Origin of the sequence: Paenibacillus sp. GCM10012306 (genome assembly GCF_042649265.1) — a bacterium.
Classification (GTDB): Bacteria; Bacillota; Bacilli; order Paenibacillales; family Paenibacillaceae; genus Paenibacillus_AQ.
Map to the genome: position 1 here is coordinate 177,806 of NZ_JBHRYW010000013.1, position 23,403 is coordinate 201,208.

At 48.7% G+C, this 23,403-nt stretch carries 27 protein-coding genes; 6 read left to right on the plus strand and 21 right to left on the minus strand.

Annotated elements, in window-relative coordinates; translation table 11 throughout:
• Positions 1-13 precede the first annotated feature (13 nt).
• From ACFORK_RS24180 to ACFORK_RS24265, 18 genes are all read right to left on the minus strand, one after another.
• A complete protein-coding gene (locus ACFORK_RS24180; RefSeq protein WP_379203889.1) occupies positions 14-766 on the minus strand; it encodes a winged helix-turn-helix domain-containing protein in 753 nt (250 codons plus the stop codon).
• Between the two features lie 123 nt (positions 767-889).
• Positions 890-1,198, minus strand: a complete 309-nt coding sequence (locus ACFORK_RS24185) for a Dabb family protein (RefSeq protein WP_379203891.1) — start codon at positions 1,196-1,198, stop codon at positions 890-892.
• A gap of 20 nt (positions 1,199-1,218) precedes the next feature.
• Entirely contained in the window at positions 1,219-2,772 is a 1,554-nt protein-coding gene (locus tag ACFORK_RS24190; RefSeq protein ID WP_379203893.1) for an ABC-F family ATP-binding cassette domain-containing protein, read from the minus strand.
• Between the two features lie 355 nt (positions 2,773-3,127).
• Positions 3,128-4,627 carry a serine/threonine protein kinase gene (locus tag ACFORK_RS24195; RefSeq protein WP_379203895.1) on the minus strand — a complete coding sequence of 500 codons (1,500 nt, stop codon included), beginning with the start codon at positions 4,625-4,627 and terminating at the stop codon, positions 3,128-3,130.
• Positions 4,628-5,198: 571 nt separating this feature from the next.
• Positions 5,199-6,254 (minus strand): SAM-dependent methyltransferase, encoded by a 1,056-nt coding sequence (locus ACFORK_RS24200; protein WP_379203981.1) that lies wholly within the window; start codon positions 6,252-6,254, stop codon positions 5,199-5,201.
• Between the two features lie 5 nt (positions 6,255-6,259).
• Positions 6,260-7,042, minus strand: coding sequence for an ABC transporter ATP-binding protein (locus ACFORK_RS24205; protein ID WP_379203897.1), 783 nt, complete (start codon positions 7,040-7,042; stop codon positions 6,260-6,262).
• A complete protein-coding gene (locus tag ACFORK_RS24210; protein WP_379203899.1) occupies positions 7,039-7,368 on the minus strand; it encodes a thioredoxin family protein in 330 nt (109 codons plus the stop codon). The genes ACFORK_RS24205 and ACFORK_RS24210 overlap by 4 nt, the downstream gene beginning before the upstream one ends.
• Positions 7,368-7,712, minus strand: coding sequence for a cyclic-phosphate processing receiver domain-containing protein (locus tag ACFORK_RS24215; RefSeq protein ID WP_379203901.1), 345 nt, complete (start codon positions 7,710-7,712; stop codon positions 7,368-7,370). Before ACFORK_RS24215 ends, ACFORK_RS24210 begins: the two co-directional genes overlap by 1 nt.
• 2 nt (positions 7,713-7,714) lie before the next feature.
• Complete coding sequence (locus ACFORK_RS24220; RefSeq protein WP_379203983.1) at positions 7,715-8,572, minus strand: deoxyribonuclease IV; 858 nt, start codon at positions 8,570-8,572, stop codon at positions 7,715-7,717.
• Positions 8,562-9,377 (minus strand): Fpg/Nei family DNA glycosylase, encoded by an 816-nt coding sequence (locus tag ACFORK_RS24225; RefSeq protein ID WP_379203903.1) that lies wholly within the window; start codon positions 9,375-9,377, stop codon positions 8,562-8,564. The genes ACFORK_RS24220 and ACFORK_RS24225 overlap by 11 nt, the downstream gene beginning before the upstream one ends.
• 48 nt (positions 9,378-9,425) lie before the next feature.
• A complete protein-coding gene (locus ACFORK_RS24230; protein WP_379203905.1) occupies positions 9,426-10,214 on the minus strand; it encodes a TIGR01457 family HAD-type hydrolase in 789 nt (262 codons plus the stop codon).
• 224 nt (positions 10,215-10,438) lie between these two features.
• On the minus strand, positions 10,439-11,377 hold the full coding sequence (gene rnz / locus ACFORK_RS24235; protein WP_379203907.1) for a ribonuclease Z: 939 nt from the start codon (positions 11,375-11,377) through the stop codon (positions 10,439-10,441).
• Positions 11,378-11,607: 230 nt separating this feature from the next.
• Complete coding sequence (gene metH, locus ACFORK_RS24240) at positions 11,608-15,045, minus strand: methionine synthase (RefSeq protein WP_379203909.1); 3,438 nt, start codon at positions 15,043-15,045, stop codon at positions 11,608-11,610.
• Between the two features lie 112 nt (positions 15,046-15,157).
• On the minus strand, positions 15,158-15,586 hold the full coding sequence (locus ACFORK_RS24245) for a FixH family protein (RefSeq protein ID WP_379203911.1): 429 nt from the start codon (positions 15,584-15,586) through the stop codon (positions 15,158-15,160).
• Positions 15,587-16,018: 432 nt separating this feature from the next.
• On the minus strand, positions 16,019-16,804 hold the full coding sequence (locus tag ACFORK_RS24250) for an HAD family hydrolase (RefSeq protein WP_379203913.1): 786 nt from the start codon (positions 16,802-16,804) through the stop codon (positions 16,019-16,021).
• A gap of 42 nt (positions 16,805-16,846) precedes the next feature.
• Complete coding sequence (locus tag ACFORK_RS24255) at positions 16,847-17,365, minus strand: hypothetical protein (RefSeq protein ID WP_379203915.1); 519 nt, start codon at positions 17,363-17,365, stop codon at positions 16,847-16,849.
• A gap of 81 nt (positions 17,366-17,446) precedes the next feature.
• The gene (locus ACFORK_RS24260; RefSeq protein WP_379203917.1) at positions 17,447-17,620 is read right to left on the minus strand and encodes a DUF896 domain-containing protein; all 174 of its coding nucleotides are present in this window, start codon (positions 17,618-17,620) and stop codon (positions 17,447-17,449) included.
• 110 nt (positions 17,621-17,730) lie between these two features.
• On the minus strand, positions 17,731-18,144 hold the full coding sequence (locus tag ACFORK_RS24265) for a LysM peptidoglycan-binding domain-containing protein (RefSeq protein WP_379203920.1): 414 nt from the start codon (positions 18,142-18,144) through the stop codon (positions 17,731-17,733).
• A gap of 328 nt (positions 18,145-18,472) precedes the next feature.
• Between ACFORK_RS24265 and lexA the strand changes: the two genes are divergently transcribed.
• A complete protein-coding gene (gene lexA, locus ACFORK_RS24270) occupies positions 18,473-19,099 on the plus strand; it encodes a transcriptional repressor LexA (RefSeq protein WP_066361701.1) in 627 nt (208 codons plus the stop codon).
• A gap of 253 nt (positions 19,100-19,352) precedes the next feature.
• Positions 19,353-19,691: a L,D-transpeptidase gene (locus tag ACFORK_RS24275; RefSeq protein WP_379203923.1), complete on the plus strand. Its 339-nt coding sequence runs from the start codon at positions 19,353-19,355 to the stop codon at positions 19,689-19,691.
• A 78-nt stretch (positions 19,692-19,769) separates the two neighbouring features.
• Here the strand turns inward: ACFORK_RS24275 and ACFORK_RS24280 are convergent, their stop codons facing one another.
• Positions 19,770-19,871 (minus strand): sporulation protein YjcZ, encoded by a 102-nt coding sequence (locus tag ACFORK_RS24280; RefSeq protein ID WP_379203925.1) that lies wholly within the window; start codon positions 19,869-19,871, stop codon positions 19,770-19,772.
• A 117-nt stretch (positions 19,872-19,988) separates the two neighbouring features.
• On the minus strand, positions 19,989-20,096 hold the full coding sequence (locus ACFORK_RS24285) for a YjcZ family sporulation protein (protein WP_379203927.1): 108 nt from the start codon (positions 20,094-20,096) through the stop codon (positions 19,989-19,991).
• A 215-nt stretch (positions 20,097-20,311) separates the two neighbouring features.
• Between ACFORK_RS24285 and ACFORK_RS24290 the strand changes: the two genes are divergently transcribed.
• The gene (locus ACFORK_RS24290) at positions 20,312-20,986 is read left to right on the plus strand and encodes an SOS response-associated peptidase (RefSeq protein WP_379203929.1); all 675 of its coding nucleotides are present in this window, start codon (positions 20,312-20,314) and stop codon (positions 20,984-20,986) included.
• A gap of 13 nt (positions 20,987-20,999) precedes the next feature.
• Here the strand turns inward: ACFORK_RS24290 and ACFORK_RS24295 are convergent, their stop codons facing one another.
• Positions 21,000-21,278 carry a holin gene (locus ACFORK_RS24295; RefSeq protein ID WP_379203931.1) on the minus strand — a complete coding sequence of 93 codons (279 nt, stop codon included), beginning with the start codon at positions 21,276-21,278 and terminating at the stop codon, positions 21,000-21,002.
• Between the two features lie 219 nt (positions 21,279-21,497).
• Between ACFORK_RS24295 and ACFORK_RS24300 the strand changes: the two genes are divergently transcribed.
• The 3 genes from ACFORK_RS24300 to ACFORK_RS24310 all read left to right on the plus strand — a co-directional run bounded on the left by ACFORK_RS24300 (position 21,498) and on the right by ACFORK_RS24310 (position 23,387).
• On the plus strand, positions 21,498-21,683 hold the full coding sequence (locus ACFORK_RS24300) for a hypothetical protein (RefSeq protein ID WP_379203934.1): 186 nt from the start codon (positions 21,498-21,500) through the stop codon (positions 21,681-21,683).
• 356 nt (positions 21,684-22,039) lie between these two features.
• The gene (locus tag ACFORK_RS24305) at positions 22,040-22,342 is read left to right on the plus strand and encodes a hypothetical protein (RefSeq protein WP_379203936.1); all 303 of its coding nucleotides are present in this window, start codon (positions 22,040-22,042) and stop codon (positions 22,340-22,342) included.
• A 271-nt stretch (positions 22,343-22,613) separates the two neighbouring features.
• Positions 22,614-23,387, plus strand: a complete 774-nt coding sequence (locus tag ACFORK_RS24310) for an alpha/beta fold hydrolase (protein WP_379203938.1) — start codon at positions 22,614-22,616, stop codon at positions 23,385-23,387.
• Positions 23,388-23,403: the final 16 nt, after the last annotated feature.

Here is a 23,403-nt window from a genome sequence, read left to right on the forward strand (position 1 = left end):
TAGAGGATTGGGTTCAGCATGTGGCGTCTCCGGGAGACGCCCTCATTACATAGCCGGATCCCCTTACCGTATGAATGAGTTTGTTCCGATAGCCCTTGTCCACCTTCAGGCGGATATGCCGGATATACACATCTACGACATTGGTGTCCGCTTCAAAATTATAGCCCCAGACCTGCTGCAAGATTTCGGTTCTGGGGCATATTTGCCCTGCATGTGCTGCCAGGTAATAGAGCAGGTCGAATTCCTTGCCTGTTAACTTCAGCTGTTGGCCATCTCGGTTCACATGCCGGCAGCTAGGATCCAGAACCAGACCGTCAATTTTTAAAAGATGATTCTTTCGGCGGCGCCGCCCGCTGAGAATTAATAAATTTATGATCCGGCAGGTCAGTTCCCCTGTATGGATAGGCCGGGACAGATAATCATTTGCCCCGGCCTTGAAGGCTGCTACCGCGCCTTCTCCAGCACCTGCGCCGGATATGACGAATACGGGCAGCTCCATCCCTTGGTCACGTAGCTCGGCAATGAGCTGCCAGCCATCCCATTCATTCGCCCGCTCCAGCTCGGCCAGGAGCAGCAAGGGCTCGCCTTCGATTAACAATGAGCGAAGATCTTCGAGATCCTCGCTCATTGTTATTTTTAAACCGGCTTCCGATAAGGCCTGTAGGACAGCGTCATGATCTGCTTTTTCCTGAATATAAGTTCCGCCGTTCGGTTCTTGTCCACTGTCTTCCCGAACTTCTTTAAACCACACGATTATCTCGTTCACCGCTGCGTCCTCCGCGTCACGACTTCTTGGCTTCCGGGTATTCCGGCACAGATAATCGTAGCGTTCCCCATATACAAAAAGAGCATTCCATCCTCGATGAAATGCCCCCTCTGTAATATACGCTTAGTTTCCTTTTACAACGTCGATCTCTTGAAACTTCACAACTTCCGTCTCCCAGCGTTGCTGTACGAACTCCTGGTGGGTCGGGTGATTCATGTAAGTCTCAAAAGCTTCTTGGCCATCAAACTCCATGCTGAAACCAAAATGGAAATCGCATTTCGGGCTGACTTGGCGCAGAACCTCGAATTCTTTCACTCCTGTAATGGAGGTCAAGATTCTCTCCCCATCCTTCAGAAAAGCTTCTGTCTCAGGTGCATCCACAGGATATTTCAAGCTAAAGTAAACCATGTGCCGAAGAATTCCGTTATTCATGTTATTAGCCTCCCATTATTTTATACAGATTGTGTCGACCACTGCTCGACATCCCAAGTCTTCGTAACCCAGTCTTCATAGAAATCCGGTTCGTGGGAAACGAGCAGTACAGTCCCTTTGTATTCCCGTAATGCACGTTTGAGCTCTGCTTTGGCAACCACATCAAGGTGATTGGTCGGCTCATCAAACAGAATCCAGTTGCTCTCGCGCATCATCAGCTTGCACAGACGCACCTTGGCCTGTTCTCCCCCACTCAACATGCTGAGCGGACGGGTGATATGCTCATTCTTCAAGCCACAGCGAGCCAGGTGTCCACGCACCTCGTTCTGACTCAGGCTGGAGAATTCGCTCCACACATCCTCAATCGGCGTAATATTCGCCGCCTTGGCCTCTTGCTGGAAGTAGGCTGGTGTAAGATAATCGCCGAGATACGTTTTGCCACTGTATGCCGGAATTACGCCGAGAATCGTCTTCAGCAATGTTGATTTACCGACACCGTTGCAGCCGACAATGGCAATCTTCTCGCCGCGTTCAATGGTCATATTCAGCTTCGGCAGAAGCGGGCGATCATAGCCGATCTCAAAATCAATACCTTCGAAGACCGTTTTGCCACTGGCCCGAGATTCTTTGAAGACGAAGGTTGGCTTAGCTGCTTCTTCTGGCCGGTCGATCCTTTCCATCCGATCCAATTGCTTCTCGCGGCTCTTGGCCCGGCCGGAAGTTGAAGCCCGCGCTTTGTTGCGCTGGATGAAATCCTCCTGCTTTTTGATGTACTCCTGCTGCTTCGCATAAGCTTCAATATGCTGGTTCTTGTTCAGTTCAGCCATCTCAAGGAAACGCTCATAGTTCCCGGTATAACGGGTCAGCTTCGTGAATTCCAGGTGATAGACCACGTTCACGACCTTGTTCATGAATTCCGTATCATGGGAGATCAGAATAAAGGCGTACGGATATTGCTTCAAGTAGTTGGTCAGCCAGTCGATATGCTCTACATCGAGATAGTTGGTAGGCTCATCAAGCAGCAGTACGGTAGGCTTCTCAAGCAGGAGCTTGGCCAAAAGCACCTTAGTCCGCTGACCCCCGCTCAGGGAAGCTACGTCTCGATCCAGACCAATCGCGGACAATCCGAGACCATTCCCCATTTCCTCTACCTTTACATCAATCAGATAAAAGTCGCCGATCTCCAGCTCCTCTTGAATCTCACCCATCTTCTCCAGCAGCACTTCAAGCTCTTCAGGCGTGGCATCACCCATCTTGTCAGTAATGGCCATCATTTCCTGCTCCAGCTCTAATAGCGGGAGGAAAGCATCTTTCAGCACATCACGTATCGTCTTGCCTGGCGTCAGTTTGGTATGCTGATCCAGGTAACCATAACGGACACGCGGCGTCCACTCCACCTTGCCGCTGTCTTTCAGCAGCTTTCCTGTCAAGATATTCATCAATGTCGATTTGCCCACACCATTTGCTCCGACCAATCCAACATGTTCGCCGGCTAACAACCGGAACGATACATCCCTGAACAACTGGCGTTCACCAAAATTGTGAGCAACTTCTTCTACTGTCAGTAAACCCATAACTTCTCTGCAAGCTCCTATCTATATTTTAAAATAAAGCGAGAATACGTAACACACAATGATTCATTGTAGCATAAGTATGCGTCACTCTGACAAGGAAAATTAACGAATACGAACTTAAGGTCCTTATTTATGACTAGATCGTCACTACGGTGAATGTTTGGACTTCCGGTCGCTGTTGTCCCCAGATTTCTTTGATTATACAGCTACTAGCGGTTGAAATCTGGGCACAAAGGCGATCGCTCCGCTCCTACAGTTCCAAATCTTCCCCTCCGTTCCTTCTCGTTTTAAGTCACTTTCTTTTATTCGTCTTATATAACGAATAAGAGCAACCAATCAGTTCTAAACAGAGAGATCACTGCATTTTGCCGCGAAAAAGAGCACTGCGCCGCTGCGGCCGTCGCATAGCAATTGCCTCCTTCAGCATCACCTCCAGCACATTTCCAAGTCTTCCCTTAGACCGGAAAGGATCGTGCTGCAAAGGCAAAGCGAACACCTCAGCTGTGCCCAGCGCCTTCTGCAACAGAACAGCAGCGCTATCTCCAGCCAGCGGCAGACCTACTTTCCAGCCTTTCTTCGGCTCAAGACGACGCCGGCGCAGCCAATGCAGCAGCTCCCCGAGCCGCCAGTCTGCCCCTGAAGCAATCAGCAGCGGCACATCACAGTGATTGAATGCTTCCATATCTCCCTCTTCGCTGAGAGTTCCGAGATCCAGTACAATGAAGGAATACTCGCCATGTGGGAGCCTGCTATTCCCTTTACCCGGACTACTCCAGTAATGAACATTGCTCCAGGCAAAGGATAGAGCAGCGCACATATCGGCTGGAACAAGTTCCTGCCCCTGTACCATCGCAAAAAGATTACGGAACACTGCTCCGTCCGAGGAGCCGTCAACCCAAGCTGTGAGACCGTGCCTGGACAGACGAGCAGCTACAGCCAATGAGGTGTGCGTCGTCCCAAGCCCATTCGCTGTACCAGCCAGCGATACAACAACGGCTTCCGATTCACATGTGGTGGGCCGTTCGGGTATCTCCTCAACTCGGATACGCTTGCCGAGATCTAGTGAAGCCAGTGCTTCCAGAACTAAAGCGGCGCTGGGGTACCTCTCTTCAGGAAGTTGCCTGAGCAGGCGGCGCAGAACCGGAATGAATTCTGGAGGAACGTCTCCCTGCAGCCTGGACTCCATACCCGGCTCCCAACTACAGTATTCGCCCCCCGTTGCCAAGTAGAGCAGCAGTGCCCCAAGTCCGTAGAGGTCGGAGACCGGCTGACTCTGCCCGGCATATTGCTCAGGAGCAGCAAAACCCACAGTTCCCAGCTTGCTCGTATCCCCATCCCCTGCGCGTCCATAGCTTCGGGCAATGCCAAAATCGATCAGCACCAGATTGTGCTGTCCAGTAAGCATGATATTAGATGGTTTCAGATCCCGATAGATGATCGGAGTGGGCTGATTGTGTAGATACTTTAACACTTCCAGCAGCTGCAGTGCATACTGGATCAGGAGATTCCAAGGTACTGGCCCGGGATGTAGTTCTAGATAACGACTCAATGTTACCCCTTCGATATAATCCATCACCAGATAGGAATACCCTTCTTTGTCGGGTGGATAGAAATCAGTGACTCTCGGCAGTCTGGGATGATTCAAGGAAATCAGCAATTCCGCCTCGGCTTCAATATCACCAGCAGCATGCATGACGTCTGGACTTACACTTTCCTTCACCGCCCACCATTTGCCCGGCAGCCGCAGATCTTCGGCCAGATACACTTGGCTCATTCCCCCAGACCCAATCAGGTCTACGACCCGATAACGTTCTCCAAGCAGTTGTCCTACTGCTAGCTTTGATGGATATCGCATATACACATCTCTCCCTTTAAGATCGCTCATTATAAATTCAGTGAAAGAATAAAGGACCTAACTCAAAATCAGTGCTTACTTACACAAGGAGCGGACTCCAAAGGCCTATGCCTTATCCAGCAAGCTAATTCAAGAAGCTAACGAACCTCAGAGACGCTATGGCCTATTCAACAAACTAATTCAAGAAGCTAACGGACCTCAGAGACGCTATGCCTATTCCACAAGCTAATTCAAGAAGCTAACGGACCTCAGAGACGCTATGGGGAGAAATCCTGAGTAAAACTTGCTATTCAATAGGAAATAACGTCATCTGAGTCCGCTAGATGCTCCAGAACAGCTTCATCCGGAAATAACGGCTATACAGTCCGTTCACTTCTATTAAATGAGCTTTAATCTACGAAATGGGTGTTCTCATAAAGTCAGTCGTTTTGAGCAAATTCTTTTGACAAACCCGGTTGATGATATTGAGCCAGAATAAAAATATAAAAAAAGAAAGCACCACCAATGACTCAATACCGGCGGTACGCCGGTCGTCAACGGGATGCTTTCCCAAAAATATATAATAATCTAATTAATATTTAATCATATAAAGTGTTATCTCGTCACGGTTATGGAACAGCTGCTTCGCCCGCTGGATCTGCATGCGCTCGCTCTCGAACATGGCGATAAGCTCCTTGATTAGCGCCAGTGGCTTCTTGTGCATCAGCTTCACCGTCACGATGGCTGTTCCGCCCGGAGCCAGACTGTGCAACTGCCCTGTCACGAGCTTAGCCATCAGCTTGGGGCTCCAGCTCATATCGCAGACGAAGAGATCAAATTCATGATCTTTGAATTTTACATCTCCGGCGTTCTTGCGCAGCACTTTAAGACCAGGAGCGTTACGCAGGGAAACGTGCATCAAGGCCGGATCAACAGCTGTGACTTTCACACCGCGCTCCAGCAGGAATGAAGTCCAGCCGCCCGGCGAAGCGCCGATGTCAACGGCATTTCGGAAGTTAGCAAAAGAAATACCGAACTCTTTCTCCGCTTCCATCAGCTTGAATTTGGCGCGGGAGATCTGCCCGTCTTCCTTGCGGAAACGGATCGCTCCACCGTTCCAACTGGAGAGGTTGTCCTCCGGGCGTGAAACCCCAGCGTACAGAGCATCCTTGGTTGCGTAAACGGAAATGACCCACTCCGGCTCCTGAACAGTGAACTCAGCTTCAAGGCTGTGCAGTTCTCCCTGAAGCCATTCCCGCAACTCACCTGGACTCTCCTCCCAGAAGGAATCCGCACTCTTGCGGACATGCAGCGCCACCTTCACGCCTTCTAGCTCACTGCGGCGACTCAAATAGGTAGCCAGACGCTGCAATGCTTCCATAACACCCTCGTCCTGAAATTGTACAGGCTGAATATGCCGCAGAAAAATTGGCGGCTGCTGTGCCAGCGATCGGGCCACATCCTCAGGACTTGCTTGAAGGGTGGCCAGGAAGATTTCACCTGGCAGCAACAGCGTGCTTTTCACAGCCCCAAACAAACGGCGCAATTCTTCCTGCGCATAGGGTGCAAAACCATGATTGGCCGTACAAATATAACGTGAAATCACTTCTTCCGAAGCAGTTACCTGCTCCGCTCTATCTTCTATCAAGTTGTTCAAATGGATTTGCCTCCAGGTCTAATTTTTATCCAGGGACGACCGTTTTCCCATTCCACATGGACAGGGATATCATAGGTCGCCCTAATCATCTCGTCCGTCAATACTTCTTCCTTGCGGCCGGAGCCGGCCAGCTTCCCGTCCTTGATCAACGCCACATGACTGAACATTGGCACGATCTCCTCAATATGATGCGTCACATAGACCACTGTAACATTGCGCTGTCTCAGCTTGTCCACTTCATCCAGCATTTTCTCCCGTTCGTACAGATCGAGTCCTGCACAAGGTTCATCCATGACAAGCAGCTTGGGATTAGCCATCAGACAACGAGCCAGCATGACCTTTTTACGTTCTCCCTGCGACAGTGTCCCAAGGGAATGGAAGGCAAGTGACCCGATATTCATATCCTTTAGCAGCGCAAGAGCCCGTTCTTTTACGTCCTCCGGGATACTTTGATAGAAACGCAAAAACGCAAACGCCCCGGTTGCCACGACTTCCCACACCGGATCGCTGAGCGACAGCTTCTCCATCAAGGAAGGTCCAATATAACCGATTTCCTTCCTTACTTCGCGCAGATCGCATTGTCCATAGCGGTTGCCAAGAACATCAATTGTCCCACTACTCGGAAACATATAACCGGTCAGCATCTCAAGAATCGTGGTTTTTCCGGAACCATTGCGACCAAGAATTGCCCAATTCTCACCTTCTTTGATTTCCAGCGATACATCGTCCAGGATCAGACTTTCTTCTCTACGGAGCGTAAGATGTTGTAATGACATCATGGCGTAATCCCCCTCCTTATGTATTCCAGCACCCGCTCTACTGAACCCATCGAATAATGAACTTCTGGTGGTGTCAGGCGGTCAGCTTGTGCCACTAGAAGGGCGGGCACACTGGATATACGATAACTCCTCACCAATTCTGGCAGCATGTTCACATTTGCCTCGTGAATCACAAGATCATCCCGCACCAAATGTCCTGCGACCTCCAGCATACGACGGGCAACTTTGCAGGTTCCGCACAGTGGTGTATGCAGAAAGACTATCAGAGGATCACCGGGAACCTCCAGCGCTTTCAGCAATTCCGGCTCCTTCATCTCCTGCATCATCATGAAGCACCCTTACTAGCGGCGATCTTCTGAAGTTGCTCCACACTAAGCGGGCCGTTATGCAGAGCCGTTCCCTCAGGCTTGGCCGGGTACAAGATTTCGAACATTTCCTTGCGCCCCCAAGGACTGGAAGTGTGCAGAAAGATAGACCGGGGGAACAGACCCTCCAGCACAATCCGCTTGGCCACTTCATCACCATTGTGGTCGTCAGGGCCCATATCATAATCCAGCGACAAAATATCAACATCGCAATCCCGCAGCAGCATCAGGCATTCTTCAGTCGTACGGGCCAGTGCGAAACCCTCCGGCCGCTTGCGGTAATCATCCATATATACGTTAATCAAGGTCAATCCTCCGTTCCAAACCAGGCCTTTACCAGGGAAATCTCATGGGAATGACTCCCGTCCGGTCCCTTCGCCGTCTCCATTACAAGCGCTGCACCCTGCAGCGGCTCTGACGTCAATAGTCCTGCCAGACCTTCCGCTCCGATATGCCCTTGCCCAATGGCAGCATGCCGGTCCCGGCGCGAAGCCAAGGGGTACCTTGAATCATTAAGATGTACGGCAACGAGATGGGGCCAATAGCCGAGGTCTTCTCCGCGGCGGAGCAGTGCCTCTGTATCTTCCGGGTTCCAGATTCCAGCTGCATAAGCATGGCAAGTATCGAAGCAGAAGCCAATTTTCTCTGGATATCGGCTCAGTTCACGTACCTTCACCATTTCTTCCAGCGTCATGCCCTCCCGGCCGTGATTGCCGGCTTGATTCTCGATTAAGAGCTTGGTTCGGCCTTCCCAAGACGCCAAGGTTTCATTCATACATTGTATAATATTTTGATAGCCTTGTAACGGCTCCATCCCGCCAAATTGTCCAAAATGCACGACAATCCCCAGTGAGCCGCAAGCTTCGGCAATCTCCAGATCATTTCGCAGTGAAGCCACCATCACGGCTGCAGGTGTTGCAGCATCCTTCCCTGCCGCCATATTGGTCGGATAAGGCGTATGCGCGATAGAGACGATTCCGTTCTTTCGACAAAAGGATGCGCAGTCCTCGGCATCCCGGCCATCGACCGGCTTGAGCTTCAGACTGCGCGGATTTTTCGGAAAATACTGAAAGCTTGTCGCACCGCTCTCCCAGGCGAAACGGGCCGCTCGGCCGTATCCACCACGAATGCTGACATGTGCCCCAATTTTAGGGCTATTGTTCATGCTGGCAGTCCGGGCAATAGAACACTTTGCGTCCGGACAGCTCGATTTTGACAACTGTTCCCCCTCCGCGCAGGCAAGGCTCGCCTTCACGGTCATACACCATGCACCGGTCGTTATACGATCCTGTGACGGTATCGCCATTCATAAATGGCATTTCCATATAGCCGCCGATCTCTGTCGCGTCAATCAAAACCTTACGGATGGCCTCATACAATCTTGCGATGGAATCCGGGGTCAGGTTCTGCACGAGTGCAGACGGCAACAATCTGGCTTCAAAAGCGATCTCATCGGCATAGCAGTTGCCAATACCGGCGATGAACTGCTGGTTCACCAGCAGGCTCTTCAGTGCGCCACGCCGACCTTTGAGCATCCCTGTAAAACGCTCCAGGGTCATCCGCCGATCCAGCGGTTCTGGTCCAAGCTTGCCCATGGCGGCTTCCGCTTCTTTAACCGACAGCAGATGCAGGTAGCCAAGCCGCAGACCCATGAAATAGAGGATATGATCGCCAAAGGCAATCTCCACTTGAGTGTTGCGGTCCGGTCTTTCTTCCTCCGTGCCGTAGAACAATAACCCGCCCAGCATTAAGTGCAGCAGCAGTCTGCGTCCGTCATGCAAGTGGAACAGAATATGCTTGGCCCGTCTCTCCACAAATACTACACGTGCGCCAACCAGAGCCTGAGTGAATGCCTCAGTCTCCAGATTAATGGATTTTTCTCTATTCACAGTTACGCCTGTAATCGGCACGTTGATAATATGTTGTCCAAGCCTTTGTCTATAGTTCTCCATTTCCGGCAGTTCCGGCATATCTCAATCTTCCCTTCTAGGTTGGTGGAATGGCCCGCGCCTATACCATTATACACCGAGAAATGTTTGAAGTTCAGCTAAATCGGCACAAATGACGTCCGGGGTGATTCCCGTGATCTCTTTATAATGTTCCAGGTTCTCCGCATTGGTGAGACCTGTATAGACCAATATGGTTTGACAACCTGCACGGGCACCTGCCGCAATATCCGTCCGCATGTTGTCTCCAACCATGATAGCATTTCCAGGCTCAATTCCCAGCCGATCTGTTGCATATGCTATCAGATGGGAATGAGGTTTGCCAATAACTACTGGAGCAATCCCGGTGGCTGCTTCAATAGCGGCACCAATCGTTCCTGCACCCGGCATGATTCCGCCGTCACCTGGCAGCATCAGATCCGGATTCGTCAGTACAGATGTGGCACCACCCAAAATCCAGCGCTGGGCCTGTGCCAGCTTGTCATATGTAAAGGAACGATCGATTCCCTGCACGACATACTGGGGCGATTCTGTCACAATATTCAGACCCGCCTCTTCACAAGCCTGGTGCAACCCCTTTTCTCCAAGTATCGCCACGGATGCCCCCGGCGATTCCTCGGCAATATAACGGGCAGCCGCCAGTGAGGACGTGCACACCTCATCCGCCTTGGCTTCAATGCCCATGCCACGCAGATGTGCCGCTACGTCCTCCGCTGTACGTGATGAATTATTGGTTACGAACAAGAAAGGGATCTCTGCTTTTCTTAAACCAGCAATTAAGGTATCTGCGCCCGCAATCATCGTATGTCCATGATACAACGTACCATCGAGATCGATTAGCAATCCTGAGGTTTTATTCATAACTTCTCCTTTGCTAAATGCAAAAACTATATTTAATAATGTGAATTAATCATCTTATGAATTAAATATTCCCTTATGTTATAAGGCTTCCAGATAACTCCAATACAACTTTCACCATTAAGTCTTTATATTCAAACACACTTTGTCGATGAGAATCGAACCTGGTTTGAGTTCCGGCATTTTTTGGACAAGGCTGTCAGTTCCTGCGCTTTCCCGGAAAATAATTATTTTCCGGGCGCTCTACGATACACAGGAAATGTACCAAACTCTTCGGCTAGTAATGTCTCCGGGAAGACGGCCTGCGCCTCTTCCTGAAGCGGAGCTAGCTCATCAAATGAAATGTATCGGGAACTGAAGTGGGTCAGTAGCAGAGAACGCGCTCCGGCTTCGCGGGCAGTCTCCGCAGCCTGTCTTGCCGTACTGTGGTGATACTGATGAGCCATGTCGGCCAGATCATGAGCAAAGGTAGCTTCATGGATCATCAGGTCGGCATCCAGTGAAAGTCGAAGGGCTTCCTTGCAGGGCCTTGTATCTCCAAGCACTGTTACAATACGACCACGCTTCGGCTCGTTAACAACATCAGCTGGCTGGATAACGAGACCATCCGGTGTTGTTACAACTTCCCCTTTCTTCAGCTTGCCGTACAGTGGTCCCGGTTTCAGGCCATAGCTCAGCAGAAGCTCTGTATTGAGGCTGCCAGGGCTATCCTTCTCCGTAACACGGTATCCGTAACTGTCAATCCGGTGTTCAAGCAGGCCCGCCTCCACACGGAAGCTTTCGTCCTCAAACACAACACCCCCGGTATGCTCTACAATTTCCAGCTTATAAGGGATGCGGGACTGGCTCACGGACAACGAGATCTCAAGAAAATCTTTCAACCCCGGAGGTCCATATACAGTCAGTGGAGCAGTGCCTCCTTGATAGCCACGACTGGAGATTAGCCCGGGCAGGCCAAACAAATGGTCACCATGCAAGTGAGTGATGAAGATCTTCTCCAACTTGCCTAATCGCAGTGGGGAACTAAGTACCTGATGTTGTGTCCCCTCCCCGCAATCAAACATCCAGAAGCTGCGCCGCTCTTCCAGCAGACGCAAGGCAATCGATGTCACGTTTCTTTGCAAGGTTGGCACCCCGGCATTGGTTCCTAAAAAGTATATTTCCATAGCTCTCCTCCTTTCTGTGCATTGTGTCTGTTCCGTTCTTCTATTATTCCAGCAAGCAGAAACGGCTTTGCCGTCCTCTAAGGGACGGTATCCGTTTCAGCGAGAAATATAAGGATGATTGTTAGCGTAAAACATATAAATCCTTATAGTTCAAAAAACCTCCCGTAACCGGGAGGCTTCGCCGGATGAGGGCTTATATACACCCTCATTCCGGCTATCATCAAAAGAAATTACTGCTTCTCTACGTTAAAATACTGCGCTTCAGGATGCGCGAATACCATCGCAGATACAGAAGCTTCAGGTTCCATCATGAAGCCTTCGGTCAGCTGAACGCCGATGTCTTCAGGAGACATTAACTTGAACAGCGGCCCCTGATCTTCAAGATCTGGACAAGCCGGGTAACCGAAGGAAACACGAATCCCTTGATAACGAGCGCCATGACGTTGCTTCATGGTCAGATCCGCCGGATCTGGGAAGCCCCAAGTATCCCGCATCATATGATGGACACGCTCCGCCAGACCTTCCGCCACCTCTAGAGCAACTGCCTGCAGTGCATGGGAGCGCAGATAATCTCCTCTATCCTTCAGCTCCGTGGACATTTCGCGAACGCCGTGTCCTGCCGTCACCACAAGGAACCCTACATAATCCATAATGCCGCTATCTACCGGCTTCAAGAAGTCGGCCAGACACAGGAATGGCTCAACCCCTTGGCGTGGGAAGGTAAAGGTATGCAGCACCTTGGAGATATCCTGCGGATCATAGATCAGAATATCATTGCCCTTGGACTGAGCCGGGAAGAAGCGGTACATCGCATGCGGCGTAATCGTCCCGTCCACCATCGCTTGATGCAGAATATCATCAACCGTCGCCTTTAGATCCACTGTACGCTTGTCCCCTGCCGCAAGCAGGTTTTCCACCGAGCCTTTAAGTCCCAGATGGTGGCCCAGTAGCATCTGCATGTTCACATAAGGTACGATATGCCCTAGCGGATAATTGCGCAGGACATGACGCTCCAGATCCGGAGGCGTAAAGACTGGTGCATCCGGTGAGATATTAGAGCGGACCGCACGGGTCAGCTTCGGCAGTTCTGTTTTCACCGCTACAGTAGCACCCGCTTCAGCTTCGGCACGAACCTCTTCTTCAATCTTGGCCCGTTCTTCCGGATTCATGAGCCGGTTGGCAATGTCCAATCCGTCCATGGCATCCTTGGCGTACAACACCAGTCCGTCATATTCCGGACGAATGCGCGTCTTGGTAAACTTGCGTGTCAACGCCGCACCGCCGACCATGATCGGCACATCAATACCGGCGTTCCGCAAATCCTGTGCAGTCAGCACCATTTGCTGGGCCGACTTCACCAGAAGGCCAGAGAGACCGATAGCGTCTGCTTTTTCACGCCGGAACGCTTCGATGATGTTTTCCGGTGGTACTTTTATACCCAAATTGACGATCTGGTAACCATTGTTGGAAAGGATGATCTCAACCAGGTTTTTCCCAATATCATGCACATCCCCTTTGACGGTGGCCAGCATGATCTTTCCTTTTACCGCAGTCTCATCCTTCTCCATAAACTGCTCCAGATGTCCAACCGAAGCCTTCATAACTTCCGCACTCTGCAGCACCTCAGCCACGATCAGCTCATTGTTGTTAAACAATCTTCCGACCTCAGACATCCCGGCCATTAGCGGACCGTTGATAATCTCCAGCGGGGACGCTTTGGTTAGCGCCTCGTTCAGATCGGGAATCAGACCTTCCTTCGTCCCTTCAACTACATACGAAGCTAGGCGCTCGTCCAACGAGAGATTGGAGATTTTCTCCTTCTTCTCGACTTTCTTGCCACGGAAGGCAGCGACAAAAGCGGATAGCGTATCATCGTTAGTATTGTAGATCAATTGCTCGGCCAAGATCCGCTCTGCTTCGGGAATGGAAGCATAACGCTCCACCTTCTCGGTGTTCACAATAGCGTAGTCGAGTCCAGCCTTGGTGCATTCATACAGGAACACAGAGTTCAGTACTTCACGCCCTGCTTCAGGCAGACCAAAGGAAACGTTACTGATCCCGAGAATCGTATGAACAGATGGCAGTGCCTCTTTAATCATGCGTATCCCGTCAATCGTCTCCTTCGCGGAACCGATATATTGCTCATCCCCCGTCCCAACCGGAAACACCAGCGTATCAAAAATCAGGTCTTCCGATGACAGTCCATACTTGTTCACGAGCAGGTCATGAGAACGTACCGCTACCGCCAGCTTGTCAACCGCCTTAATCGCTTGCCCGCTCTCATCAATTGTTCCAACGACAATAGCAGCACCATATTTATGGATCAACGGCGTAACATGCTCGAATTTTTCTTCACCATCTTCAAGGTTAATGGAGTTAATGATCGCTTTGCCCTGGCAATACTGCAAGGCAAGGTCAATAACCTTCGGGTCTGTGGTATCGATCATCAGCGGAACTTTAACCTTTTTGACCACGAGCTCCAAGAACTGCTTGATGTCTTCGCTCTCGTCACGGTCAGGGTCCTGTACGCAAACGTCAACTACCTGTGCACCGCTCTTGACCTGAGCTCGGGCAATTTCAGAAGCTTCCTCATATTTTCCTTCAACGATCAGACGTTTGAATTTCCGTGAACCCAGTACATTCGTACGCTCTCCGACCATGTATGGACGGTTACCATCTTCGACATAGACGGGATCAATACCCGACAAGGCAGGCGGATGAGTACCGTTCAGCGCACGCGGCGGGAATTTGGACAATTCATCTACCATAGCCCGGATATGTTCCGGTGTCGTTCCGCAGCAGCCGCCAGCGATGTTTAGCCAGCCCTTTTCGGCAAAAGCACCAATCTTGCGGGCCAGTGAATCTGGCGATTCATGATAATGCCCGTTCTCGTCCGGCAGACCCGCATTCGGATAACAGCTGATAGCGGATGATGAAATATCCGACAACGTCCGGATGTGATCGCGCATGAACTCGGGTCCGGTCGCACAGTTGAGGCCGACAGAGATCGGTTTCAAGTGCTCCAGTGAGATGTAAAAGGCTTCGATATTCTGACCAGCGAGCGTTGTGCCCATTGGCTCAATCGTACCCGAAATCATGACAGGCAATGTAATACCGGTCTTCTCAAAAGCATTACGAATTCCGATACTGCCCGCTTTAACATTCAGGGTATCCTGTGAGGTCTCTAGCAGCAGTACATCGACTTCACCATCAATCAAGGCAACAGCCTGTTCCTCATAGCTCTCCACCAGTTCCGCAAACGTGACACCGCCGGTTACCGACAAGGTCTTGGTTGTAGGTCCCATAGCACCAACTACATAACGCGGGTGGTCTGGAGTATCATACTTTTCAACAGCATTGCGCGCCAGTTTGGCGGCTGCCAGGTTAATCTCGCGTGCCCGCTGCGGAATATCGTACTCCGCAAGAACAACTGATGTAGCTCCAAATGTATTGGTCTCGATGAGATCAGCGCCTGCTTCCAGGTACTGCTCATGAATCGTCTGGATAACCTCTGGCCGGGTAAGCACCAACATCTCATTACATCCGTCCAGTTCTTCTCCGCCAAAATCTTCTCCAGTCAGCGGGACCTGTTGGATCATGGTCCCCATCGCGCCATCAAGAATCAAAATTCGTTGCTGTAAGCTCTCAGCAAGTGTATATTTAGCCATGTTCCTATCCCCCCAGTAAAACATTAGAGTAAGTTTAGCAGAATAAAGGGAATTCGGAAAGTCTTCCTTCCGTCTCTGCCGATTCTTAGCTGCTCATCTCATGCTGTCATAATTATGGCAATGGCTTAACAGTAAGCTCCTTGCTTGGCATAGAATGCTGTGTCCGTGCCGATACATGTGAGGTCACATTGTAAAGCCCTTCCTTATCAAAAGTTCCTTCTGCGGTGTACTTTCCTTCTCCTGCCGAAGTCCCTTTTAGTTCCATCTTTTCGGTCTTCCCATCTTTGTTTACGATTTCAAAAAGCACTTCCTTGGCATCATCCACAGGTTTACCCTCCTGGGTCACCTTAGCTTCGAATGTAACCGGGCTGCTCACTGTAACTTCAGCTGGACTCCATTCCAGCTCTACTTTGATCGGCTCCATCGATATATCTACCGAATGACCAGCGTGCCCTCCCCCAGCTGTCCCAGAGGCGCAGCCTGCCAGTAGCAATGTGAACGCAATACCTAATAATGAGACCTTTTTCCTCGGGTTCAACATTTGAAGCCCTCCTGATATAATGGTTATCCTATTACTAGAGTTGCTATTTAAGATGAGTTTAAGATACGAACTTAAGGCTTGGCGTCACTCCAGTGAAGCTTGGACTTTCGGTCGTTGTTGTCTCCAGATTTCTTCTGTTTAACCGCTAGTAGCGGTTGAAATCCGGAAACAAAGACGAGCGCTTCGCTCCTACAGTTCCAATCTTCCCCTACGTTCCTTCTCGCTTTTTGTTAATCTCTTTTGTTCATCTTAAATAGAATCAAACATTGCTGCATGGAGCCCTAGGTGTAATAATTCTCTTTCTATTATACACATTATTCTCATTTTTTCAGGAAGGAAAGCCTGTTTTATCAACATACTAGTAATAGAAAAAGCCGCCTCATCCGTAGGAAACCTACTTCAGAAGACGGCTCTATTCAAAAAATAAGTTCCTTACAGAGTTTGTACCAACGGCAGAAGCTCCGCTAGATGCCCGATCTCATAGTCCGGCGTAATCGCCGGATCTTTTTCCTTACCGGTACGGTTAATCCAGACGGTCGTAAGTCCCGTGCTCAAGCCGCCGAGAATATCGGTTGTCAGTTTATCACCGACCATGACTCCCTGCTCCGGTGTGATATCAAGCAGGCCAAGGGCATGCTCAAAAATCGAAGTATCCGGTTTGCCTTTACCAAAACTGCCGGAGATCACAACATGATCAAAATAAGGAATCAGTTCCGGTACTCCATCCAGTTTCTCCTGTTGAAGTGCAGGACAACCATTGGTTAGCAACAGTAGTTTCACTTGTCCGCGCAGTTGATCCAGTACCTGCAATGTCTCTTCATACATATAAGGACGGCTGCGGCGTTCGGCTGCAAACTTGGCTGCGAGCGTCTCAGCAAGAACCTCATCCTCTACACCTAGCGACGCCAGTCCCCGGCGCCAAGACTCTTTGCGGTAAACCGGTGCCAGTTGCTCCAACTGACGGAATTCAGGCTGTTCACCAGCGCTAAAGTTAGCCCAAAGCGCTTCAAACGGATTAATCCCAATCATTTTGGTAAACGGAAAGGTCTCATAGGACTCATACAAACCCCTGGCTTCCCTGCGTACAGCAGCTTCCAACTCATGGGGATCCACAGCGTCTCCTGCAGCCTCACAAGCAGAGCGAAACGATTCCTCTACACTGCGTTCATCCCAAAGCAGCGTATCGTCCAAATCAAAAAGTACAGCGGTAATCGGCATTTAAGTAACTCCCTCTCCCTGAAGTGAACTGCTCTCTATTGTTTACAATTGCTCTACCGGAATGTTGTTGACCTTACCGAATTCTTGCAGTCGTTCGCCCATCGCAGCCGTGTCATAACGGTTAATCAGCTTGGAGAACACCCACGTGGTGCGTTTGCCTTTATACTTAATCGTGACAGCACTGCGAGAAACTGTGATCTTCTCAATATCGGTAGCAGGCAGCCAACGTTCGCGGTTGAATTTGATAGTGGACAATCTGTTCCGCTCTACCTTCAGGTAAGGACGACGGAAATACAGCATAGCTGCCAGCAGCAAGTACAACCCCACGCCCAGCCAGTGCATGAAGACGCTTCCTCCACTTTGATCCAGTGTACCGATGAGCCAATAAAGCACACCTAGTGCAACGAGAACAACGGGCAATACGATATTGCGCCCCTTGAATACATCGCTAGTCTTTGTACTGGAAGCCGAGGATTGAATGGCATCCTTCCCTTGTTTCTTTCTTTGCTTATTGAGTTGCTGTGAATTGCGTTGAACCATTCTTTCCCAAGAACGGGCCATGTCTCTTCCCCCTAGTCATCCTGAAATATCTATGAAAAGAAACAGAGGGTTCATGTTAAGCCTCTGCTCCTTGTTCAACGCTTATTTATCTACGAATTCAATGTTGTCCAGTTGGGCACGGAAATTGCGGCGAATGTTGCCCAAGTAAATTTCACGGAGCTTGGCGCGCTCAGCCAGTTCTTCTTCATTCAGACCCTCGTTCTTCTGCTTGTGTGCCAGTTCATTAATTCGTGCAATCAATTCATCTATATTCAATATTTTCGCCTCCCTAATAAATTCATTCTAACTTTGCCATGAGAAAAAGAGCTTGTCAAGGTTTACCCCCTGCAAGCTCTCTAATGTTCCTATCTCTGAACATAAAGTTGTTAAAATAACGGGACTGTTAAAACGTCTCCTGCATGAATAGTGCTGTCGGTCAATTGGCTCGATCGTTTAATTCCTTCTATATATACAGCTGTCTTCATATTGGTCGGCTTATATCTAAGAGCGATGCTCCAGAGAGTATCTCCTTGTTCAACCACAACCCTCTTCTCTTGCTTCGCAAGATTAACAGGTCCAGCAAACACATTACCTACTACTGTAAAGCCCGCAACAATCAGCAGCAGAAAAAGAGCGATCTTATAGAAGTTAAATGTTCTGATCAACTGACTTAATCCATTCGATAGCACATTGGTGATTTCTTGAATTCTATTTATTAGTCCAGAACCTAAAGTTTGTCCTACAGAGCTAACTTCTGTGTCCTTGTCATAGATGCTATGGTATGTACTGTACTTTAACATAATTCATCATCCTCCAAACACTTGTTCTTACTTGCAAAATCAATATAACACGAACATGTGTTTTGATCAATACTATTTTCGAACAATTGTTCCCCTCTTATAAAATCCCCTTTCTGAGTGAAAAAAATGCTCTTGATGTGCTCATCTCCCTTGCCGTTCTTGCGTATTCCTTCGACATAGAGGCCGATTATTGAAGATATCATTCTCCTTCCTGTTCTCATCCTTGTTCCCTTCTCTTAAACTATCGATAACGTTAGAACTTATGTTTGTGCGAACGGCAGTTCTATGTTATAATTTTCCCAAACATTACTATATGGGGTTGATTCTGATGTCAAAGATTTCGAGTCGCCAGCTGGCGATCCTGGAATTTATACGTAACGAAGTCCGCAGCAAGGGTTATCCTCCTTCCGTACGGGAAATCGGAGAAGCTGTAGGCCTCGCCTCCAGCTCCACGGTACACGGTCATCTGGACCGCCTTGAGAAGAAAGGCCTGATCCGCCGGGATCCGACAAAGCCGCGTGCCATTGAACTGCTTGGCCAGGAAGACTCGGAGAATGTCCATCAATTTGCCCAGACGATCACTCGCGTTCCTGTAGTAGGGAAGGTTACCGCCGGGGTACCTATCACCGCAACAGAGAACATCGAGGACTATTTCCCGCTCCCAACACATTATGTTGGTGACAACAAGGTATTTATGCTTTCTGTTCTTGGTGACAGTATGATCGATGCTGGCATTATGAACGGCGATTATGTCATTGTGCGCCAGCAGCAGACCGCAGACAATGGTGATATTGTTGTCGCTATGACTGAAGATGATGAAGCTACCGTTAAGACTTTCTATAAGGAACGTGATCATATTCGCCTCCAGCCGGAGAACCCGTCCTATGAGCCACTTCGCCTGAATCGGGTAAGCATTTTGGGTAAAGTCATCGGATTATTCCGGGATGTCCACTAATCTATCATTAATGTCTCTATTAGAAGACTGTTCCGTTCAGCGGTGCAGTCTTTTTTCTGTCTAAACTCTTTTCCCTAACTCGAATAAAGAAGCAAGAATTCAGAACAAAACTATCGCGATAGTTTGCGTCAAATAAGTACTGAGGTATCCTCTGAGTTTAGATAGGGCCACACTTTTTTTATTTTTACTCACGATTTCGGATTAACGGCACCCTTGCTCCGCACATATCCTAATTTAAAGGAGTGCTGATCCCATGCCCAATTACCGAATTGTCGTCGATTTAACACAACGAATGCTGTATTTGCTGGATAACAATACTGTCGTCCGAGGTTACCCTGTCGGAATCGGAACGATGCTAACCACAACACCAGAGGGAGAATATACGATCATTAACAAACAGCCTAATCCCGGAGGTCCATTCGGTGTGTTCTGGATGGGACTTTCCAAGCTGCATTATGGCATTCACGGGACGAATGACCCCTCCTCCATTGGACATCTGGTCTCGCACGGATGCATTCGAATGTTCAACCAAGATGTACTGGCACTTGCTGCGCTGGTTCCAATTGGGACGCGGGTGACTATCCGGCGTTAACCGCCTGGTACTGGATGATTTGACGTGCAAATAGCCGTCAGACGGTGTCTGGCGGCTTGGTCATGGGGATAATTCAAATTACAGCAAGAAAGATCTAGAGATAATAACTAACAAGATGAAGAGAACCAAGATTGCAGCAGTAGATGTGCCAAGACCATATCCTCCAGCAAATTCACCCATGAGTAATTCCTCCTTTTCTATGAAGACACCAGGATTTGCAGCGACAAAAGATCGGCCCTTAGGAAAGGGAGATTTCTTCTCCGCTAACTTAATGCCCGAATAGTCCAGGCCCCTTGATTAGATCCAGCAAATACTCAAAATGATTACAAGCAGAATGTAAAGCACCAAAATCGTTCCTGTTGACGTAAAAGGACTAACTACTGGTCCACAATGTTCTGCACCCATGTGAATTCCTCCTTCAGATTAATGACTACAGAACAGAATATGTAACAGTATCCTACTGAGTTTGGGCAAACCGGAAAAGAAATGTACTCCTGTGACGAAGGTAAAAGCTTACCTTTGAGGGGACTTAGAAGGTCCACACTAAGATGGATCTTATTTATTTCTATCGGGGAAGTATAGTACACTGGTAACAAACCAATGTTCGGAGGATTCTCATCATGTGCGGACGTTATACCATTACAGTCTCTATAGAAGAACTAATGCTGAGGTATCTTACGAATGATGCCAGCATCCTTCATTATGCTCCCAGATATAATGCCGCTCCCATGCAGCATATTCCGGCTGTGATTCACACAGGTACCGGCAACCGAATCGGTGAGCTTCGTTGGGGCCTTGTTCCATCATGGGCGCAGGACGATAAGATCGGCAGCAAAATGATCAATGCCCGTGGGGAGTCTTTATTGGAAAAAGCCTCGTTCAAGAAACTCGTTGCCTCTCGGCGGTGCCTGATCCCTGCAGACGGCTACTATGACTGGAAAAAGGTAGACGGTCGCAAGCAGCCTATGAGAATTGGCATGCGGGACGGCAGTATTTTCTCAATGGCTGCTCTATATGATATATGGCTGGACCCGAAAGGCGAGAAGCTGGCCACCTGCACGATTATCACGACCACACCTAATTCATTGATGGCTGAAATTCACGATCGTATGCCTGTTATTCTGCGACCGGAAGACGAAAGCGATTGGCTCGGACGGGACAACCATGATGTCCAAAATTTATTAAAGCTGCTTAAGCCTTATGATTCTGCCAAAATGAGAGCATACCCCGTAGCCCCTGCAGTCGGCAATGTCAAAAATGATTATCCTGAACTATTAAAAGAGGCTGCCCAGTAGCAGCCCCCTTTACTTACTCTTTGGTATTTCCAATCCGGTTGTTAAAAGCCAGCTCGAACAGCCCCGTCGCGGATAAACCTGACAATGCCCCCGCCCATAATCGCAGCACCAATTCCATGTCTGTGAACGGATAGGCCGCCGCTCCGATAAGCATCCCTACAATTACACCGATAAGCGGCACCATATTTTTAGGAACCTTCACCGTGACCTTTACCAGCTGTACTCCTGTCAACACAAAGACAGACAACAGAGATGCAAAGGCCAGAACATTACTTAAATTCTGATTCTCCATTCACCTCTCCCCTTTCTGCTCTTCTATTCCTATTCCTCTCCTCTGCGGTACATGCTCGATAATCCAAGGCCTCTCTTCAAAAATATACCGCTGCGCATACAAATTCTTGTATTGTGTGCATAGTATATTGCAAAAAACTAGTGACAAGAAAAAGCATTGATAACACTATGTGTCACGTTTACATCAAATTACTCCTGAGAATGAGGAGGTGCAGGTTATATGTGGGGAATCATGATTCGCCAATACCTCGATTACTGCATGCGACATCCAGAGGAGCAGTTCAAGCCGGGAAATATCTACGAGCGCTTCTATTCGTTTCTGGTGGATTTGCTCGGCATGGATGAACAGGACGCGGAGATGGAAGTCGCTTATTTTATGAACACAATGTATGACCTGATGGATTAACAACTACCGTTCCATGTAAAGGAACCCTTCAGTGTCCAGCCCTGAGGGGTTCGCGGCATGCCCTTTTATCAGTATTTCTCTCGCAAAACCTCATCTTCTTCACCGTTTCCCGGTTCCGACTAGCAAACTCACCCTAAAGTCCTATCATTTCAGAATATTTTCCTATGTATATAGAACTATAGACGTAGAGATGCTATATTTAGGGAAACCCTATAATTGGAAAGGTGAGACTATGCTCCGGAAAATTGCTAGATTTAGTTTGTTGTTCGTTCTTATTTTTTGTGCTCAGTACCCAGCCCCTGTTCGCAGCTGGTAAAACTGTAAAGATTAAAGTTACTTTTGTAGAAGCCAAATTAGTGGAAAATAATCACGTGGGCAATGAATGGTGGTGGGGTGGCTTTGTCAATGGCAAAGAACTCAATGACGGGGAAAGTGTAACGATCAACGCCGATGCCGCCGGATCAATCAAGCTTCACGCAGAAGCACAGGAACAGGACAAGTATCCGGATGACGGCGAAGCCAGCGCCTCCGTTAAAGTCTCCTCCATTAAAACTAGCGTGACCAAGAAGCTGAATGTGACCGTTGTCGAGAACCGCGGGCGCTATTCCGGGAACACTGCGAAGTGGCAGTTTACTTTTAAGCTGGAGAAAGTGAAATAAGCTTCAAATAACTATACTTAGAAACACCTTCCTAGAGGTTTAGGAATTGAACCTGAGTCCGACCCATCCGATAACACATGCAGCAAGGATGAATAAAAGAATAACTGCTGTTCGCCAACCATATTTCTTGCTCACTCCACTACCTCCCTTGTCTAATGTAGCCAATTGCTACATGCGGATAACGGGGGGTCCCCTGTTTTATTTGAGTTAAATGGTCCCAATCATCATAGTATAATTTTAAAGAAATTTAACATAGAAAGGTAATTTTTCAATGAATGAGTTTTTTGTAAAAAAAGCGAATTCTATACTTCGTTATAACGATTTCCCCGGTAAGGAAATACCCATTTTGTTTATTCACGGTCTTGGATGTGCTGGTTCGTTTGATTATCCGCAAGTGGCCACCCAGGAACACTCAAGAAACCACCGTTGTATTTTAGTTGACCTATTAGGTTCAGGGTACAGTGACAAACCGGAAGACTTCATTTACACAGTCAACGAGCATGCGGAATATCTCGCAGAGTTAGTTAAGTCCTTAGATTTGAAATCATTTGTATTATTTGGCCACAGTCTAGGAGGCGCCATTGCGCTGTCATTAGCAACGAAATGCCAGAATCAAATCGATAGAATAATTCTGAGTGAAGCAAATTTAGACAAAAGTAGCGTAGGCTCAACCAGCAAGTATATTGCGGACTTTGAGATGCACGATTTTTTAGAAAATGGATTTAGCAAATTGGTTCAAGATAGTCGGACAAACGGAAACGAAATGTGGGCAGCAGCTTTATCTTCATGGTCACCTAAAGCCGCCTATCTTGTATCTCAATCGGCAGCAAAAGGGGAAGAACCATCATGGAGAGAAAAGCTCTACTCTCTCGATTGTCCTAGAACCTTTATCTTTGGAGAAAATTCATTGCCAGCTTCAGATTTAGAGGTACTTAGTGCACATAATATTAATATCGAAATTGTAAATAATACTGGGCACTCTATGGCCTGGGAGAACCCAAAAGGATTGGCTAGAGCAATTAAAAATGGTATACAAGTAAAATGAAATAGGAAACACGACA